General features: G+C 32.2%; 12 protein-coding genes. 5 read left to right on the top strand and 7 right to left on the bottom strand.

Annotation, left to right across the window (positions count from 1 at the left end):
* The first annotated feature begins 35 nt into the window (after positions 1-35).
* The 5 genes from MBM09_RS07315 to MBM09_RS07335 all read left to right on the top strand — a co-directional run bounded on the left by MBM09_RS07315 (position 36) and on the right by MBM09_RS07335 (position 9,725).
* Positions 36-2,534, top strand: a complete 2,499-nt coding sequence (locus MBM09_RS07315) for a glycoside hydrolase family 9 protein (RefSeq protein WP_238676197.1) — start codon at positions 36-38, stop codon at positions 2,532-2,534.
* A 3-nt stretch (positions 2,535-2,537) separates the two neighbouring features.
* Complete coding sequence (locus MBM09_RS07320; RefSeq protein ID WP_238676198.1) at positions 2,538-3,545, top strand: glycosyl hydrolase; 1,008 nt, start codon at positions 2,538-2,540, stop codon at positions 3,543-3,545.
* Positions 3,523-5,475 (top strand): hypothetical protein, encoded by a 1,953-nt coding sequence (locus tag MBM09_RS07325; protein WP_238676199.1) that lies wholly within the window; start codon positions 3,523-3,525, stop codon positions 5,473-5,475. Before MBM09_RS07320 ends, MBM09_RS07325 begins: the two co-directional genes overlap by 23 nt.
* Before the next feature lie 85 nt (positions 5,476-5,560).
* The gene (locus MBM09_RS07330; RefSeq protein ID WP_238676200.1) at positions 5,561-8,461 is read left to right on the top strand and encodes a PEP/pyruvate-binding domain-containing protein; all 2,901 of its coding nucleotides are present in this window, start codon (positions 5,561-5,563) and stop codon (positions 8,459-8,461) included.
* A 4-nt stretch (positions 8,462-8,465) separates the two neighbouring features.
* Positions 8,466-9,725: a serine hydrolase gene (locus MBM09_RS07335; RefSeq protein ID WP_238676201.1), complete on the top strand. Its 1,260-nt coding sequence runs from the start codon at positions 8,466-8,468 to the stop codon at positions 9,723-9,725.
* Here the strand turns inward: MBM09_RS07335 and MBM09_RS07340 are convergent.
* The 7 genes from MBM09_RS07340 to MBM09_RS07370 all read right to left on the bottom strand — a co-directional run bounded on the left by MBM09_RS07340 (position 9,712) and on the right by MBM09_RS07370 (position 18,772).
* Positions 9,712-12,543, bottom strand: a complete 2,832-nt coding sequence (locus MBM09_RS07340) for an Npt1/Npt2 family nucleotide transporter (protein WP_238676202.1) — start codon at positions 12,541-12,543, stop codon at positions 9,712-9,714. The genes MBM09_RS07335 and MBM09_RS07340 overlap by 14 nt on opposite strands.
* A gap of 135 nt (positions 12,544-12,678) precedes the next feature.
* Positions 12,679-13,605, bottom strand: a complete 927-nt coding sequence (locus MBM09_RS07345; protein WP_238676203.1) for a serine hydrolase — start codon at positions 13,603-13,605, stop codon at positions 12,679-12,681.
* Between the two features lie 173 nt (positions 13,606-13,778).
* A complete protein-coding gene (locus tag MBM09_RS07350; RefSeq protein WP_238676204.1) occupies positions 13,779-15,320 on the bottom strand; it encodes an acyl-CoA carboxylase subunit beta in 1,542 nt (513 codons plus the stop codon).
* 46 nt (positions 15,321-15,366) lie between these two features.
* On the bottom strand, positions 15,367-16,806 hold the full coding sequence (gene accC, locus MBM09_RS07355; protein ID WP_238676205.1) for an acetyl-CoA carboxylase biotin carboxylase subunit: 1,440 nt from the start codon (positions 16,804-16,806) through the stop codon (positions 15,367-15,369).
* Positions 16,807-16,907: 101 nt separating this feature from the next.
* A complete protein-coding gene (locus tag MBM09_RS07360; RefSeq protein ID WP_238676206.1) occupies positions 16,908-17,393 on the bottom strand; it encodes an acetyl-CoA carboxylase biotin carboxyl carrier protein subunit in 486 nt (161 codons plus the stop codon).
* 146 nt (positions 17,394-17,539) lie between these two features.
* Positions 17,540-18,214: a PrsW family intramembrane metalloprotease gene (locus MBM09_RS07365; RefSeq protein WP_238676207.1), complete on the bottom strand. Its 675-nt coding sequence runs from the start codon at positions 18,212-18,214 to the stop codon at positions 17,540-17,542.
* The gene (locus MBM09_RS07370; protein ID WP_238676208.1) at positions 18,215-18,772 is read right to left on the bottom strand and encodes an NUDIX domain-containing protein; all 558 of its coding nucleotides are present in this window, start codon (positions 18,770-18,772) and stop codon (positions 18,215-18,217) included.
* Positions 18,773-18,774 lie beyond the last annotated feature (2 nt).

The following is an 18,774-nucleotide window of genomic DNA, read 5'->3' on the forward strand; positions in this document are numbered from 1 at the left end:
CTTATTTTCTAATTTAGTGTGGTAAATTTAATTCTATGAAACCCTACCTTTTCTTTATTTCATTTTTCATTTTCAGTTTTACAAATGCCCAAAATGATAAAGACAATATTTTTAAAATAAACGACCAAGAGTATCTTGAAATGCGCGGTGCTAACGTTATGTTGGCACATGATTTTTATCCTGAAAGTCATCAGGGAGGAGTTGGTATAATTCAAAATGGTATTCGTGTTGCTACCAATGGCGATTTACGTTTAGAACCTACACCTGGCCAGTGGCAACCCGTACCTAAAGTAGGTGAGCGTCAGGTAGATTTAAATAGACAAACTATAAGTGTAAATATGGAATATCCAGATGATGGAAAAAATGGTAAGGGTTTCAATCCTATTTTTTATCCAGATTTGGAAATGAAATATACCTTAAAGGTAACTGCTGAAGGCAAATCGTTTAAAATTAGTGTAGATTTAGAAGAAACACTACCTGCAGAATGGGTTGGTAAAGTAGGTATGAATATTGAGTTTTTTCCAGGTTACCTTTTTGGAAAATCTTACTACATGGATGAAGCCTTCGGAATATTTACAAGACAAGCTAATGGTCCTGGTTATTATGATGATGAAGAGGTTTTCCAATTAAAACCTATGGCGGTAGGAAAAGAATTGGTTATTGCTCCTGAAGATAGCAAACAAACTTTAAGCATAAAAAATCTTAAAAATAATGAGTTGCAGTTGCTAGATGGTAGAGCGCAACACAGCAATGGCTGGTTTATAGTACGCTCTTTAGTTCCTGCTGGAGCTACAAAAAATGCTATTGAATGGTTGGTTACACCAAATGTTATTGAACAATACACATACAAACCAGTTGTGCAAGTATCTCAAGTTGGTTATCAAACCAATCAATCTAAAGTGGCAGTTATTGAAACCGATAAAAATGATACTACAAACAGAAATATAAGTTTATTGCGAGTAGATAAAAAAGGTGGTTTTACTGAAATTTTAAATGAAACACCTAAGCTTTGGGGCGATTTTTTACGTTATCGCTATTATCAATTCGATTTTTCAAAGGTTACAGCATCTGGTATGTATGTGATTAAATATAATAATGAGATAACACATGCTTTTCAAATAGCAGATGATATTTATGATCGTGATGTGTGGCAACCAACCTTAGAATATTTTTTACCTGTGCAAATGTGCCATATGCGCGTAAATGACAGGTATAAAGTATGGCATGGTCGCTGTCATATGGATGATGCTCGAATGGCGCCCATTAACCACAATCATTTTGATGGCTATATACAAGGTCCAGAAACACTTGCTAAATACAAATCTGGTGAGCATGTTCCAGGAATTAATTTAGGTGGTTGGCACGATGCTGGAGATTACGACTTACGAGTAGAATCTCAAGCATCAACGGTTGGCGGACTATCTCATATTTATGAATTGTTTGATGTTCAGTACGATAATACAACTATAGACCAAAGCACCAAAACCGTAGAAATGCTTCAGCCAGATGGCAAACCAGATGTTTTGCAACAAATTGAACATGGCGCTTTATCGGTTGTTGGTGGTTATAAGTCTTTAGGGCGTTTTTATAGAGGTATTATCGTACCACACAAACGACAATATATTTTACTTGGCGATGCTGTTAATCATAGCGACGGAGACATTTATTCAAAAGAAATTAACGCATCAGATGTTGATACATTAGCTATTGAAAAAGGTATAAAAGGAGCACCAGACGATCGTTGGGTGTTTACAGAGCAAAATCCTTGGAGAGAATTAAACGCAGCAGCAGATTTGGCAGCTGCTTCAAGAAGTTTGCGGGGTTATAATGATGTTCTTGCAGAGGATTGTTTAACCATAGCTAAAGAAATTTGGCAAATTACAAATCCACAAAGCCCAATTGTTAAAACACGTTTAGCGGTTGAGTTATTAAAAACGACTAAGGATAAACAATACGCTGAATTTTTAGTAAAACATGTAGATGGTATTACCGAGAGCATAAGTAGAATAGGCTGGATAGTAGGTCCAGTTTTAAATTTAGTTTCTAATGATGATTTTACAGAAAAAATCAGAAAGGCAGTAAAAGAATATTCAAAAGAAGTTTCAAAACTTGGTAAAGAAACGCCTTATGGTATGCCATATAAACCTAATATTTGGGGTGCTGGTTGGGGTATTCAAAGTTTTGGTGTGCAACAATATTATTTGCATACCAGTTTTCCAGATATTTTTCCAGATACCTATATGTTAAATGCTATGAATTTTGTTTTAGGTGTGCACCCTGGTGTAAACACATCTTCTTTTGCTTCGGGTGTTGGTTCTCGTTCGTTAACGCAAGCTTACGGTATAAATAGAGGAGAGCACTCTTATATTCCAGGTGGTATTGGTTCAGGTACAGCTTTAATTCGTCCAGATTTTCCAGAGTTATTAGAGTGGCCTTTTTTATGGCAACAAACCGAATATGTTTTAGGAGGAGGAACCACAGATTATTTACATTTAATTTTAGCGGCTAACACTTTATTAAAACAAAAACAATAATAAATGAAACAGTTATTAGTAACTTCTATGGCATGTGTGTGTATTATAGCTTCAAGCTATAGTCAAAATCTTGATAATAAACTAGTCAATAAAGATGCAAGTGTCGAAGCCATAGCCTTATATAATTACATTAATAATCTTGGGGACAATATATTATCTGGACAGCATAGTTATAACGGAAATCCTGAACAATTTTATAATAAAGCATACAATATCACAGGTAAATATCCAGCGGTTTGGGGAACCGATTTTTATTGGAGTGGTGGTGAAGACCCAGGAAGTAGCGTAGTAGAGTCCACAAAAAAAATGCATAAAAAAGGCGCCATAATAACCTTAATGTGGCATGTTGGAAGACCAACAGATGATGCTCCTTATGGTTGGAAAGAAAGTGTTCAAAATAAAATATCTGATAGCGAATGGAAGGATTTAATAACTCCAGGAACAGAAATTCATAAGCGTTGGCTCAATCAAATAGATCATATAGCTGGTTATTTAAAACAATTGCAAGAGGCGAACATTCCTATTCTTTGGAGACCGTATCATGAAATGAATGGTGTTTGGTTCTGGTGGGGAAATAAAAGAGGCGAACAAGGGTTTGCTAAACTTTGGCAAATGCTATTCGATCGCTATGTAAATCATCATAAATTAAATAATTTGATTTGGGTTTGGAATGCTAATGCGCCAAGAGATATTCCACATGATGAAGGTTTTGAGTATCATCTATTTTATCCCGGGCATGATTATGTTGACATTTTAGCAACCGATGTGTATCATTTTGATTACGAGCAAAACGAATACGAACAATTATTAAAACTCGCTAATGGTAAACCTATTGCTTTAGGCGAAGTAGGGCAGTTACCAAAAACCAATATTTTAGATGAACAACCTAAGTGGTCTTGGTTTATGGTTTGGTCCAATTGGTTAGAAACCGCAAATACAGAAGAGCGCGTAAAAAGCGTATACGAATATAAAAATACCCTAACACGAGATGAGATTCAAATTAAAAATTAGTCAAATAGTAATTGTTTTAGTATTATTTTTTTCTATTAATAATTTTGCCCAAACAGAATTTACAACTTGGGGAAATATCACTGGGATAAGAGTTGATAATCAACTTATGGAATTCAAATCTTACTTAGTAGTTTTAGATACTTTGGGAGAAGAACGAGTGACGGAAAAAGAAGAGCAAAAAATTCTTTTTAAACGAATTGATGATAGCAAAGTTTTTAGTTACGAAATGGATAGCTTGCGTTGGAATCAATCCATTAAAACACCAGAAAAGGGTAAAGCAGAAATAGCTATTGATTTTTCTTCAAAGGTAGATACCATTATAAAAGGTGCGTATTTTAGGTTAAATTTACCTGAAGAGTTTGATGAAAACACAAAAATTAATTTTAAAAATTCGGGTAGTTTAAATGATAAGGAACTCCCAGAAATAGCAAAACAATCTCCTTTTGTATTAAAAGCCAATAGTCTTAAAATTGAATCGGTAAAAAGGCAGTTGTATATTGAATTAAATGAAGAAACACCTGTATTAATCAAACCAAGTAAAATTACAAAATCGGGTATAGAACTTACCTTTGTATTGGCTACCAAAAATATTGAAGCGAATAAAGTTTACAGAAATAATTTCAACATTACAGCAACGGGAGACATTGATACAGAAGCTGTTGAATTAAAAGTTTTTCCAGAGCAAGAAGGAAAACCCTTTGATGGTATTGGAGGAAACTTCAGATTGCAAAACCCAAATGCAGACCCGCAAGTCATTGAGTACTGTCTAGAAAATTTACGTGTTGCCTGGTCTAGAGTAGAAATGCCATGGCGCATGTGGCACCCAGATTTAGAAAAAAATCCAATTGAAGAAGCAAAAAAAGGAAATTTGCATCCTAAAGTAAAAGCGGCTATGGAAATGGCGCAACGTTTAGATAAAAAGGGAATCCCTGTAATTTTAGCCGCATGGCATGGTCCAGATTGGGCTATTATTGGAAAAAAAGCTAGAGGTGAAAATCCAGATGGAACCCGTGGCAATCCTTTAGATTTAGCAAAAAAGGAGGCTATTTATAAATCTATAACGGCTTATATCAAATACTTGAAAGATGAATTTGGGGTTGAAACCGTTATGTTTTCATTTAATGAAGCCGATTTGGGTATTGAAATTAGGCAAACCGCAGAAGAACACAACCAGTTTATAAAGGAAATGGGTAGTTATTTAGTGTCACAAGGATTAGATACTAAATTCTTTCTTGGCGATACAGCTGATGCCAATGGTTGGGATTTTACAACTTTAGCTTCAACAGACCCCGAGACACAGCCTTACATTGGAGGAGTGTCGTTTCATTCATGGCGTGGTTACACCGATGAAAACCTTTTAAAATGGCGCGATATTGCTAATAGAGTCAATCAACCTTTATTTGTAGGTGAAGGTAGTATAGATGCTGGAGCATGGAGATATCCTCAAATTTTTGAAGAACCAACCTATGCTTTAGATGAAATAGATGCTTACATCAAAATACTGAATATGTCTCAACCTATAACTATTTTGCAATGGCAATTAACATCAGATTATTCAGTGATGTCTGGAGGAGGTGTTTTTGGAAATACAGAAGAAGCATTGCATCCAACTCAACGTTTTTTTAACTTAAAGCAGTTGGGTGAAACACCAAAAGGCTTGTTTGCAATTCCTATTACAACATCTCATGATGCTATAACTTGTGCAGCTTTGGGTAATGTTTCAACAGGTGACTATGTTATTCATTTAGTAAATAAAGGCGCAACAAGAATGGCGAATCTCACAGGGTTACCACTACATGTTGAATCTGTTGAGGTTTATGTGACTAATATTGAAAAATCATATCAGAAAATCAAAACAATTCTAGTTAAGAATGGCGAACTTTCAGTTGAAATTGAAGGAGCAAGCTTTATTTCTTTATTTGCTAAATAGTTTTTTATAAATATTTTAAAATCAAAATTTTTCAATTGAAATAGGTATTATCTTTGATATAATTAATTATACCTATAATCTATAAATGAAAAAGTTAGTTTTACTTGTTTTTGTATGTTTTATTACAAATAGTTTTTCTCAAAAAATAAGTGATGAACAAATTGCTTCTCTAATAAGCCAATACAAAAAGGATGTTCGCGGTCCATACAAAGATATCCGTTGGTTTTGTACAGATGGAAGCATTAGACAACCAAAAGACCCATGTCCAGATAATATAGGTCCAGGAGTGCAACATGCACGTTATAAAGATGAGGTTGTGGCATTAGCCAAAACCAATCAAATTTATTTAGGACAGATTTTGGCTTATACTGATAAAGACGAATTTTGGGATGCTAAAAACAATCATTCGAGGTTAAAACAATACCAATTAGATAAATATTTAAGAGGTGTTGATAATGGTTGGATTAATGAAAAGGGGCAGTATTACAGAGGTGCTATTCAATCTGAAGATGAAGAAGCTTGGGGTATCGATTTTTACAAATGGGTATTAGCTGATGATGCTAATATTGAAAAAAACTACTTTTTAATTCGTCAGTCATTAAAAGATATTCCTCACAATGGCGATGATAATTTATCTCAGCTTATTCGTAGCCAATCTAAAGTGATTTCAGATGAATTTATTCAGTTTATGGATTTGCGTGTAAAAATTCATAGTCAACCAGAGTATAATGATATTTCTAAAGTAAAAGCATTTAAAGAAAAATTTAGTTCGAAATTATCGAATTCTCAATCACAGAAACTGGATGAACTAATAGCAACTATGGCTAAGTTTTATAAACCAATAGACATTAAAACGTTGGTAAATAAAACGACACTGTTTAAAAACACTGAAATTGCTGAAAAAATTAATAGTTACATTTCAAGCAATTCGTCAGAAACGTCTGCAGAGATATTAATCCCAGAAACAGCGCAATTATTGATGGATTTAAGAACCTCTCTTATAGATGTAAAAAAACCTCTAGCACGTTTGCAACTTTTGGATGTTTCTTTAAAATTAGAAGAAATTATTTTTAAAACGGCACAACAATGGGAACCGAATAATTTACAAGAAATGCTTAATAAAATATGTTATTTAGGAATGGCGACTGCTGGTTCTGGGTACATAGAAATGTATGAATGGAATGAGTTAAGTTTAAAAGCACCATTTCCTGATGAAAATAGTATGACGTTAGACGAACTAACAAATGTTTTAGAAAACGGACGAAGTTTAGTAGAGTGGAGTTCTTCTATGGTGAAAGCTAATTATCAAAACATTGTTGATGTTTATACCAATTTCGAGCCTAAAACATATGGCTTTATTGATGATAAAATAAGAGGCTCTGTGGCTTTGTATTTGGGAGAAAGTGTTGGGAAGTTAGGTGATTTTATTGCCTTAGAATCTGCCTTAACAAATAAGGTGCTTGATATTGCTAACCAAAGTTCATTTAGAGGGTTAAATCCTGGGTATGCTTTTGGCGAATTGGTTGTTGTTGATGGTTCGCCTGATGCCATTGAAGTGAATTCAAACAATATTTATATTTTTCAGCGTCCTCCAGCCGATTTAAAACCTGTTGCAGGTATCGCTACAGTTTCTGAAGGTAATATGGTATCTCATGTACAGTTATTGGCCAGAAATTTAGGTATTCCAAATGCAGCGTTATCTGACAGTAATTTGAAAAGTTTAATAAAGTATCATGGACAAAAGGTGTTTTATGCGGTTTCAAATAAAGGAAATATTATCATGAAACTAGAGAAAGATATGATAGAGGCTGAACGTTCACTTTTTATAAAAAAGGAACGTAATGAAGAGAAAATTGAAGTACCAGTTGAAAACATATTGTTAGATGAAACCAATATTTTAAACTTGCGAAGTGTTGATGCTAGCGATTCTGGTAAACTTTGTGGCCCTAAAGCAGCTAATTTAGGACAATTAAAAAAGATGTTTCCAGAGCAAGTTGTAGAAGGTTTAGTTATTCCATTTGGGATTTTTAGAGCGCATATGGATTTGCCAATGCCAAATCAAGAGGTATCTTATTGGATGTTTTTAAACAATATGTTTAAAGAAGCAGAACGTATGCGTTCTCAAGGAATAGTAGAAGCAGAAGTTGAAGATTATCAATTAAAACAACTTGATATACTTAGAAAGGCTATTAAACAAATGGCTTTAAATCCTACGTTTGTTAATCAACTAGAAAAAGACTTTACATCTATTTTAGGAGCAAATTTGGGTGATATTCCCGTATTTTTAAGAAGTGATACCAATATGGAAGACCTTAAAGACTTTACAGGAGCTGGACTAAACCTAACGTTATTTAATGTTTTAGATAAAAATAAAATTATTCAAGGAATTAAAGATGTTTGGGCATCACCATATACCGAGCGTAGTTTTAAATGGCGTCAAAAATATTTATTAAATCCAGAAAATGTATTTCCTTCTATTTTAGTTATTCCTAGTGTAGATGTAGATTATTCTGGTGTACTTATTACAAAAGGTATAAGTAACGGGAATGAAAATGACTTAACAGTTGCTTTTAGTAGAGGAGCAGGAGGTGCAGTTGATGGGCAATCGGCAGAAACCTATCTAATAAAAATAAATGGTGGACAACGATTTTTAGCACCTGCAAGAGAGCAATATTATAACAGTTTGCCAATTACTGGTGGAACAGAAAAGAAATTAGCCACGTTTGAAACTTCAGTTTTAAATCAGCAAAACATAAATGAAATTCGTAATCTGGCAAAAACCATTAGGGAAACACTTCCAAAAGAAACACATTCCGATTATGAAGGAGCATATGATGTGGAGCTTGGATTTAAAAACAACAAACTATGGCTATTTCAAATACGTCCGTTTGTAGAAAATAAAAAGGCATTAAGTTCAGATTATTTAGAATCTATAACGCCTATAATTGATAAAAATAAAGTGATTTCGCTTTCAGAAAAACTATAAAAAAATGAAAAAATATATTTTAATTTTTGGTGTTATATTCATTTGTTCATCATTCACAGTGTTAACATTTTACCCTATAGATGGTTATGAACATACAGGAATAAAACGTTTAAAACGCTTAGAACTTATTAAAAGTGGTGAGCTTGTTGAGACTTCAAAATTACCTGCTGGAGCAATGAAGTCTTATCTTGATATTAAGTTAAACTTACTTCCCAAAAAGAATGACAGTGTACAATGCTATTTAAAAGTAAATGAGGATTTTCAGAAAGAAATTAATGGTTTGTTTAGAGGTTTGGATAAAAGTTATTCGTTAGCAGTTTTAGATATTTCAGATATTAATCATGTGCGTTATGCACAGCGTAATGAAACGGCAGGCTATCAACCAGGAAGTGTTGGAAAAATAGCCGTATTACTTGGTTTATTTAATCAATTAGCTAAGATTTATCCAGATGATTTTGAAAAGCGTTTAGATGTACTACGAAACAAATCTGTAAAAGCAGGTGTTTGGGGGTTAACCGACGAACATACTATTCCTATTTACAATATTGAAACTAAAAAATTAGTGAAGCGCCAAGTAATTGCAAGTGATGTGTTTACGCTTTTTGAATGGGCAGACCATATGTTGTCTGTAAGCAATAACGGTGCCGCAAGTATTGTTTGGAGAGAGGTTTTACTAATGCAAGCTTTTGGTGAAAAATACCCGGAATTAACACCTGAGGAAGCTGATATTTATTTTAAAACAACACCAAAAAAAGAATTAACCGATTTAGGAAATGATGTGGTTAATTTGCCATTACGTGATTTAGGAATAACACATGATGAGTGGCGCCTGGGTAGTTTTTTTACTAGAGGCGCTAATACTTATGTAGGAGATAAGGGTGGCAGTATAGGAACGACTCTTGGTTTAATGAAATTTTTAGTACAACTAGAACAAGGCAATGTTATTGATGAAGCATCTAGTTTAGAAATGAAACGTTTAATGTATATGACAGATCGCCGTATTCGTTATGCACAATCGCCAGCATTAAAAGATGCTGCAGTATATTTTAAATCTGGAAGCTTGTATAAATGCGATAGAAGTAAGGGAGAAGCCTGTGGAAAATATATGGGTAATGTGCAAAATTTTATGAATTCTGTAGCCATTGTTGAGCATCCAGATAATTGCAATTATATGGTAGTTTTAATGACTAATGTTTTAAGAAAAAACTCTGCAACAGATCACATGATGCTTGCAGCTAGCATTGATAAGATTATAAAGAAATAGCAAGAATTTCTTTTGCTCTTTGCTTTACTTTTTCATTGATTTCATTTACAATTACCATTTCAAGTAAAGTATTGAGTTTTGTATTATTAGTTTTTTCTATAAGGTATAAAACAGCTAATTTTAGTTTCAAGTCTTTTCGTTTTAGTAATTCATGATAACATTCTGTTTCACTTAAAACTTTTAAATTTAGTTTTTTAATTTTTTCTTCAGAATTGGTTTCATACAAAACAGATTCTGCTACAGGTATTAGTTCTTTTTTAAGTTGCTTATCTAAAAGATTATCTAAAAACTCAATGGCGTGAACTCTTTGTTCTTCCTTACCATTTAAAATTGTATTCAAAACAGGATCTACATCATGTGGTGGGTATTTTATACCTAAAAACCTAAATATGCGTTGTAATTGCCTGTCTAAACGTTGTTCCAGTAAATTTATAAGCGATTTTCTTGCTTGATTTTCATCTTTGGTTTCAGGACTTTCAGTATTCTTTTTGTATTGTAAAACGATTTGAGAATGAATTACAGATAATGTATTTTGGTATAAATAGCATTCATCTATAATTTTATCAACAATAAAATGGTCTTTTATAACAAGATTTGGGTGTTTCCATTTTAAGCGTTTTAAAGCTTCAATAGCTTCAATTTTAATAATATGCTCTGTATCTGTGGTTAGTTTTATTAATGTATTAACAGCTTTTTGAGACGCAAATTTTTCAATTACAGAAATGGCATAAACAGCATCTTCAACATCTATATTCTCTAACTTAATCTTTTTATATAGAATATCTATTAAAGGTTCTCCAAAAAGAAATAGTGCAGTAATAGCATCGTTTCGGGTGTCTTTATTTGATAAATATGGGGTAATTAAATCGATAAATTGTTCGTCTAAAGTTTTTGAAGCACTAGAAATAGCAGTTTTAATTATACTTGGGTTTTTAGAATTCAAGTGTGTTTTTATGATTTCATAAAACTTTTGAATACGTGCATTTCCAATAGCTTCGAGTATAGCTTGTATTTTATGTGTTTTATCGTCGTCTATTTGTAATTCATTATATTCAGTTAAAGCACTTTCAATTCTTTGCTCTAAACTAAATTTATTTTGAAGTGATAAATTATTTCGTAATTCTAAAGAGAGCCCAATTAATGCGGCATTTTTAATGGTTTTGTCTTCACTATTTAAATAGGTATTAAATAGTTCTACAGTATTGTTTTTATGGTGTTTTGATAAGTATCTAAAAGCTGCAGTGGTAACCTCTTGGTCTTGATCATAAACCATAGGTTCTATAATGCTACATAAATTTTCAGACTTTAAAAAATATAGATTTTCGATAGCTAAAACCTTAACTTTTGATGCGGGGTTATTTAAAAGTTTTTTTATGGCGAAAAAGAAGCGTTCATCTTTAACTTCAAGGGTTTTTTGAAGCATGTGTAAAACTTGATTTTCCGTACCATTTTGTAAGACATTAATAACTGTATTTACAATGGACGTAACTTTAATTTCTTTTTTTGTTGTTTTTTCTTTTTTGGCTGAAGGATCTTCTAACAATGCTTTAAAAGCGATAATATATTCTTGTTTTAAATGATAAATGAAATAAAGCCATATGAGTATTAAACCAATTATAATTAAACTAATATAGGTTGAAGAAATATCTAATCCGTTAATAAAAAATATAAGAATAAAACCAGCTAAACCCGTTGCTATACTGTCAACTACAACATCGGTAAACGTTTTTGTTTTCTTTTTTATATCTATAGGAATGGGTATAGAAAGTAATTCTGTAGATGCTTTGTTAACCGATTGCTTTAAACTCCCGTCAACTATTTTTATAAATACAACAACCCATAATTGAGGTATTAATAGTAACAAAATAGAACCTAAAAGAATTCCAGAAGGTAGCCAAAGTAACGATTTACCAACCCCAAAAGTACCAACAATACGTTTGGTTAAGAATAACTGAATTAATAACGAGATAACACTTAAAGTTGAAAACCAAAACCCAAAAAAGGATGTTAATTCATCTGGGTCATTTATAAGTCTAGAAGCATAATCACTATACTGATAATCTACCAATTTAGCGACTAAAACACTAATACCAATAACTACTGCTATTAAACTTAATAATTTAGATTGTTTTATAAGTTTTATTGGCGACTCACTTTTTGGGCTTGTTCTTAATGAAACTTGAAACGGATTCAATTTTTTAACTTCATACTTCCAAATGTAACGTGTGATTGGTATACAAATGGTTAATAAAAGTGCAGCTACAAATAATAGGTGTTCTGAATTAAATAAGCGTGTTAATAAAGACGTTAAATAACCTCCAAAAATACCACCTGCAATAGCTCCAGCACCTATAAAACCAAATACTCTTTTAGCTTCTCTTACATTATAAACAAGATTGGCTAAAATCCAGAATTGCGATGCTGTTAATAAGCCAAATATAGCTACCCAAACATATGGAATATATAATAAGAATCCGTTTGTTAAATCAAAAGAGAAAGCAAAGGCAAATAAAATTAAAGATAATATTGAGCCAATAATAGTGCGGTCTATAACAATATTTAAAGGATATTTTTCTAATGCTTTATCATAAAAATGATATCCTATAATAGCAACTATAGCTGTTAAAACATAACCTAAAGGTAAAGCATCTGCTGTGAGTTCTGAAAGGAATAAAGAATTGATAGTAGGCTTTATTATTAAAAGACTTGTTATAATAATAAAGATGTTAAGCTGTAGTAAAAGCGTTTTATTTAATTCTTCTTCTTTTAAATCAAAAGCTTTAAGAATATATAATTTAAGCGTTTTAATAATTGACATTGGGAGGTTCAATTTTACAATATGCTTTGTGATGTCATTTTTTTAATGATCATCACAAAGCTAATACATTGTATAATGATTTTAACTAAAAAAGTTAAATAAGATATTTTAAATTAAAAGCTTGAAGATAATCTTTTAATTAAGAGCTATAGGACTTGTAAGCGCTTTGTTTTTTAAAGCTTTTTCAATAGGTTTTACAAGGTCTCTTATAATTTGTTCACCGTTTGAATCGTCTATTAAAGCGACTAAAATATAGCGTCTGTTTGGATCATTTCCCCACACTAATATAGAATCTGAATGATAGGTTTGCCATGAGCCAGATTTTCTAAATAAATGGGCATTTGGTGCAATTTTATCTAAAGTACTTACAAATTTATGATGTAAATCTGGATTACCCATAATGTCTAACATTTGTTTAGATCTTTTTTGATTAACCAATTTGCCATGAGCTAATAAATAATAATATCTACATACTTGATTTACACTTGCCGCATGACTTAAGTTTTTAATGGGTTCTCTATTGGTTTCTCCACCGCCACCATATCGTTTTCCTACCCAAAGACCACCACCTTTATTCTCATCATAGAACATGTATTTTGGGTCGGTCATTACAGATTCAATTTTTTCATAACCTAGTCTGTCAATCATTCGTGTTGAAGCCTTATTATCAGATTTACTAATCATAATCTTCATATCTTTTTTAATAGCCTCGGTTTCTTTTAATTCGCCTTTTTCAATAGCATCCATAGCTGCCAACAAAATGGCTATTTTAGGCAAACTGGCAGCATACATCATATGGTTACCATTTATACTGGCATATCTTATTTTTTCAGGATTACTTAAATCTACAATTCCAACAGACATCTTTTTTTGGGCTATTAGATTTTTCCATTTCGGATTAGTTTTTAGTTCCCTATCTAAGCTTTTTTGAAGTGTGGAATTAGAAAAAGTTGATAATGGTTTAATTTTAGAATCATTTACTTGAATAGGCAAACCTTTTTGTCCATACATTGTAAGGTTAAATACCATGATTGCTAATACGCAAAAAACGTTTATTTTCATTTATTAATTATAGTTATTAAAATATAAACAAAAGTATTTATAAAATAGATTGTAAAACTGTTAAAGTTTTTAATTCTTTTAAAAGTTAAAACGTGAATAAATACGAGTTATTTTGCCTTTTTAGATTTTAATAACTGTTAAATTTTGTAAAAATAAAATTTGATAGTTTCTAATTAGAGTGGAATATTACCATGTTTACGTTTAGGTCTGTCAACCTTTTTATCTTCAAGCATTGAAAACGCTTTAATAAGTTTTCGTCTTGTGTTTTCAGGTAAAATAACTTCATCAATAAATCCTCGTCTTGCAGCTCTGTATGGATGTGCAAATTTATCTGAATATTCAGCTTCTTTCTCTTTCCATTTTTGCTCAGGGTCATCAGCTTCTTTAATTTCTTTTCTAAAGATTATTTCTGCAGCACCTTTAGCACCCATAACAGCAATTTCTGCTCCAGGCCATGCAAAATTCATATCTGCACCTATATGTTTAGAATTCATAACATCATAAGCACCACCATAAGCTTTTCTAGTAATAACGGTAACTCTTGGTACTGTAGCTTCGCTTAACGCATATAAAAGTTTAGCACCGTGTACAATGATACCATTCCATTCTTGATCCGTTCCTGGTAAAAATCCTGGTACATCTACTAAAACTAATAAAGGAATATTAAAACAATCGCAAAAACGAGTAAATCGAGCTGCTTTTTTTGAACTTTTTACACCCAATACACCAGCTAAAAACATAGGTTGATTAGCAATAATACCAACACTACGCCCACCTAAACGAGCAAAACCTACAATGATGTTTTCAGCATAATCTTTATGAATTTCATAAAAAGAATCTTCATCAATAATACCAGAAATCACCTCATGCATATCGTAAGGTTTATTAGGATTCTCTGGTACAATATCACATAGAACTTCACGGGTTTCATCTTCCAGTTTGTAATCTAATTTTTCTGGTGTTTCCGTATTGTTTTGTGGTAAGTAACTCAATAGTTTTTTTAAATCTTCTAAACATTCAATATCGTTTGCTGATGTTTTATGAGCCACCCCAGATTTTGTTGCATGTGTATAAGCGCCACCCAGCTCTTCGCTGGTAACTTCTTCATTTGTAACTGTTTTTACAACATTTGGTCCGGTAACAAACATGTAACTGGTATTTTCTACCATTATAGTAAAATCGGTCATTGCTGGCGAGTAAACTGCACCACCAGCACAAGGCCCCATAATAGCAGATATTTGAGGAATAACTCCAGATACTTGAACGTTTCTATAAAATATATCGGCATAACCACCTAACGATTTTACTCCTTCTTGAATTCTTGCGCCTCCAGAATCATTTAAACCAATAATTGGTGCTCCAACTTTTAGCGCCAAATCCATGACTTTACATATTTTTTCGGCATGTGTTTCTGATAAAGCACCACCAAAAACTGTAAAATCTTGAGCATAAACATAAACTAATCTTCCATTTACTGTACCATATCCTGTGATAACACCATCACCATAATACAATTCATTCTCCATACCAAAATCGGTAGTTCTATGGGTTACTAGCATACCAATTTCTTCAAAAGAACCTTCATCCATTAAATAATTAACACGTTCTCTGGCAGTAAGTTTCTTTTTAGCGTGTTGTTTGTCAATACGTTTTTGTCCGCCACCTAAATGGGCTTGAGTAATTCGCTCGTTTAAATTTTCTATTTTAGAACTCATTTTGACTAGTTTATTAAGTTGGAATTTACCTTTTGTTGAATGATTATTAATTAGGTAATCGTAGTAATTTTTGGTCTTCTATATATTGTTTAACAGCAATTAAAGCGGCAATTTTAGCTTCGTTTTCAGTTTGTTCTTTTAACGCTTCTGGTGAATAATAATTTTTTACGAAATGTGTATCGAAATTCCCAGATTTAAAAGCTTCGTGTTCGCAAACATATTTACCAAAAGGGAGAGTGGTTTGTACACCTTCTACATGGTAATTATCTATGGCTTTAATCATAAGTTGAATGGCTTCTTCACGAGTTTTTCCGTAAGTGATTAATTTTGAAAGCATAGGGTCGTAATAAATAGGGATGTCCATGTCTTCTTCAAAACCATTATCAACTCTAATGCCTTCACCAACGGGAAGTTTGTAAACATCTAAATGGCCAACACTTGGCAGAAAATCGTTTAAAGGATCTTCGGCATATACACGTAACTCTAACGCATGACCGTTAATTTTTAAATCATCTTGTTTTATTTGAAGGGCTTCACCTCGAGCCACAAGAATTTGAAGTTCTACTAAATCTACCCCTGAAATTAATTCGGTAACTGGATGTTCAACTTGTAATCGTGTATTCATTTCTAAGAAATAGAAATTATGGTTGGCATCTAATAAAAACTCAACGGTACCAGCACCTAAATAATCACAAGATTTCGCAACTTTTATGGCAGCATCACCCATTTTTGCTCTTAATTCTGGGCTTAATACAGATGAAGGTGCTTCTTCTACTACTTTTTGATGACGACGTTGTATACTACATTCTCGCTCAAAGAAATGTAATACATTACCATGGCTATCTGCCATAACCTGAATTTCTATATGTCGTGGAGATGTTACATATTTTTCAATAAACACAGAACCATCTCCAAAGGCCGAAGTCGCTTCACTGATTGCACGATTCATTTGAGATTCTAAATCTTTTTCCTTTTCTACAATACGCATTCCTTTTCCGCCACCACCTGCAGAGGCTTTAATTAGAATTGGAAAACCAATGTCTTTTGCAATTGCTTTTGCTTTTTTAACATCGGTTATCGCCTCGTCTATACCCGGAACCATAGGAATATTGTATTTTTTAACAGCATCTTTGGCGGCTAATTTGCTTCCCATGATTTTTATAGCTTTAGAACGCGGGCCAATAAAAATGATGTTATTATCTTCGCATAGTTCTGCAAAATCTGCATTTTCACTTAAAAATCCATATCCAGGATGAATAGCATCTACATGAAGTTTTTTTGCGACTTCAATAATTTTATCACCTCTTAAATAGGATTGATTTGAAGGCGGTTCGCCTATGCAAACGGCTTCATCTGCAAATTTTACATGAGGTGCATTTCTATCAGCTGTAGAAAAAACAGCTACAGTTTTAATACCCATTTTCTGAGCAGTTTTCATAACTCTTATGGCAATTTCACCTCGGTTGGCAACTAATATTTTTTTCATATTAATATGATATTTTTATGGTCATTTCGAGTAGTTGTGAAAGAGAATTTTATGAGAAGTTCTAAATACGTCAAATTCATCTAAACTCGAATCGACATAATTTATTCAAATTCTACTAATAATTGATTTTTCTCTACGGCATCACCTTTACCGGCAGAAATAGATTTAATTATGCCATCTCTTGGCGAAGTAATAATGTTTTCCATTTTCATGGCTTCTAAAATTAACAACGGATCATCTTCTTTTACTTCTTGTCCGTCTTTAACATTAATTTCTAATATTAAACCAGGCATAGGAGCTTTAATAGAATTAACATGTTTTGTGCTTCCTAAAGCAAACCCCATGTCTTTGATAAGTAAGTCTAAGTCGTTTAAAATAATTGTCTTATAAGTGTTGTTGTTGACTTTTACTTGATATGATTTTTTGTTAAAATCAGATTCAGAAATTTCTACTTTATAAGATTTACTGTTTTGAAGAATGTGGTAATTGGATTCTGAAATTTCCAGAGCATCAAGCTCTGTAATATCATTTTCAGTTAAATCAAAATCAATAGAATTGTTTACGTTTACCTTAAAGTTCTTATTCATGTTTTAAAAAATTGGTAGTAGTAAATATAAGAATAATATGTGCCAGATTTTATTTAAAAACGTAGTTTCTAAATGTTTAGAATGGTAAAATTACAGAATAAAAAAAGTTCAATAAATGAGATAAGTCATATTTTGAAAATAAATGCTCAAATATTAAAATGAGAATTTGTTTGATGAATTTTTATAGCCTTTCTAGATAGTACAATACCTATAAATAAAGATATAAAGGCACCAATCCAGATACCCGGAATAAATTCTATAAATAAAAAGAAATCGTAAGCGCCATGAAAAAATATTGCTAATAAAAGACCGCTTAAATTAAGACCAATTCTATTATTTGAAAATTTAGCTTTTCCCATATAGTAACCCATTAAAATACCAAATGTGGCGTGTGCAGGAACAGCGGTAAAAGCTCTTACTAAAGCCGTTTGGTAACCGCCTTCTAATACATAAAAAATATTTTCGGTAGCAGCAAAACCCATAGATACCATTACAGCGTAAACAATACCATCAAATGGTTCATTAAATGCTGAGTTTCTTTGAGAAAAATATCTAACAATCACATATTTGCTAAATTCTTCGGTTAAACCAACTACAAAAAAGGCTTTTATAAATTGCTGAAAAACACTCGTGTCATCTGGCAAGGGGAGAACAATATCAAATCCGTAATACAAGATTGTGGTAATAATTATACTAATAAAAGCACCTAAAAGAAAATTGTATACTAGTAATCGCTTAGGCTCTTTTTCATATTTATCTTTAAAATAAACATATAAAATGATGATAAAAACGGGAGCTACAGCAACGATTAATAAATTCATTTAACTTATTGTTTTTTGAATGGTTTTTAAAACAAATTCGTAATATGATTTGTTTGAAGGCACAAAATGATTATTATCTTGATCAATATTATTTATAAGTTGCTTAAAATCGTTAAACGTTACAAGTTTTAAAGCTTCAACTTCTTCTTCTTGAGGTGTTAACTTAGAAATTTCAGCGTTTAATTCTGTTATAAAAGTATTATGAAACTCATTATCATTAATTCCGTTTTTATAAGATTGAAAACATTCAAAAACGCCTATTTTTATAAGGTCTTTTTTAGAAATACATATACCAATTTCTTCGCGGGCTTCTCTTATAGCAGCTTGTGTTGCAGTTTCCCCAGCATCTATGTGTCCTGCAACTGAGACATCCCACATTAACGGGCAAATTGTTTTTTTATAAGAACGTTGCGATAACAGAATTTCACCATTTTTAGTATAAAACCAAACGTGTGCTGTATGATGATAATATCCTTTTTGATGAATAACTGATTTAGGAAAAGATTTACCTAATGGTTTACCTCTAGCGTCTACAATATCTATGTATTCATCCTCCATAA

This window comes from Flaviramulus sp. BrNp1-15 (assembly GCF_022259695.1).
Taxonomy (GTDB): Bacteria; Bacteroidota; Bacteroidia; order Flavobacteriales; family Flavobacteriaceae; genus BrNp1-15.

Excerpts from the sequence above, each read along its gene's own strand:
- MBM09_RS07320 (WP_238676198.1), top strand. The coding sequence starts at position 2,538 with ATGAAACAGTTATTAGTAACTTCTATGGCATGTGTGTGTATTATAGCT.
- MBM09_RS07365 (WP_238676207.1), bottom strand. The coding sequence starts at position 18,214 with ATGAATTTATTAATCGTTGCTGTAGCTCCCGTTTTTATCATCATTTTA.
- MBM09_RS07345 (WP_238676203.1), bottom strand. The coding sequence starts at position 13,605 with ATGAAAATAAACGTTTTTTGCGTATTAGCAATCATGGTATTTAACCTT.
- MBM09_RS07330 (WP_238676200.1), top strand. The coding sequence starts at position 5,561 with ATGAAAAAGTTAGTTTTACTTGTTTTTGTATGTTTTATTACAAATAGT.
- MBM09_RS07325 (WP_238676199.1), top strand. The coding sequence starts at position 3,523 with ATGAGATTCAAATTAAAAATTAGTCAAATAGTAATTGTTTTAGTATTA.
- MBM09_RS07360 (WP_238676206.1), bottom strand. The coding sequence starts at position 17,393 with ATGAATAAGAACTTTAAGGTAAACGTAAACAATTCTATTGATTTTGAT.
- MBM09_RS07370 (WP_238676208.1), bottom strand. The coding sequence starts at position 18,772 with ATGGAGGATGAATACATAGATATTGTAGACGCTAGAGGTAAACCATTA.
- MBM09_RS07315 (WP_238676197.1), top strand. The coding sequence starts at position 36 with ATGAAACCCTACCTTTTCTTTATTTCATTTTTCATTTTCAGTTTTACA.
- accC (WP_238676205.1), bottom strand. The coding sequence starts at position 16,806 with ATGAAAAAAATATTAGTTGCCAACCGAGGTGAAATTGCCATAAGAGTT.
- MBM09_RS07335 (WP_238676201.1), top strand. The coding sequence starts at position 8,466 with ATGAAAAAATATATTTTAATTTTTGGTGTTATATTCATTTGTTCATCA.
- MBM09_RS07350 (WP_238676204.1), bottom strand. The coding sequence starts at position 15,320 with ATGAGTTCTAAAATAGAAAATTTAAACGAGCGAATTACTCAAGCCCAT.
- MBM09_RS07340 (WP_238676202.1), bottom strand. The coding sequence starts at position 12,543 with ATGTCAATTATTAAAACGCTTAAATTATATATTCTTAAAGCTTTTGAT.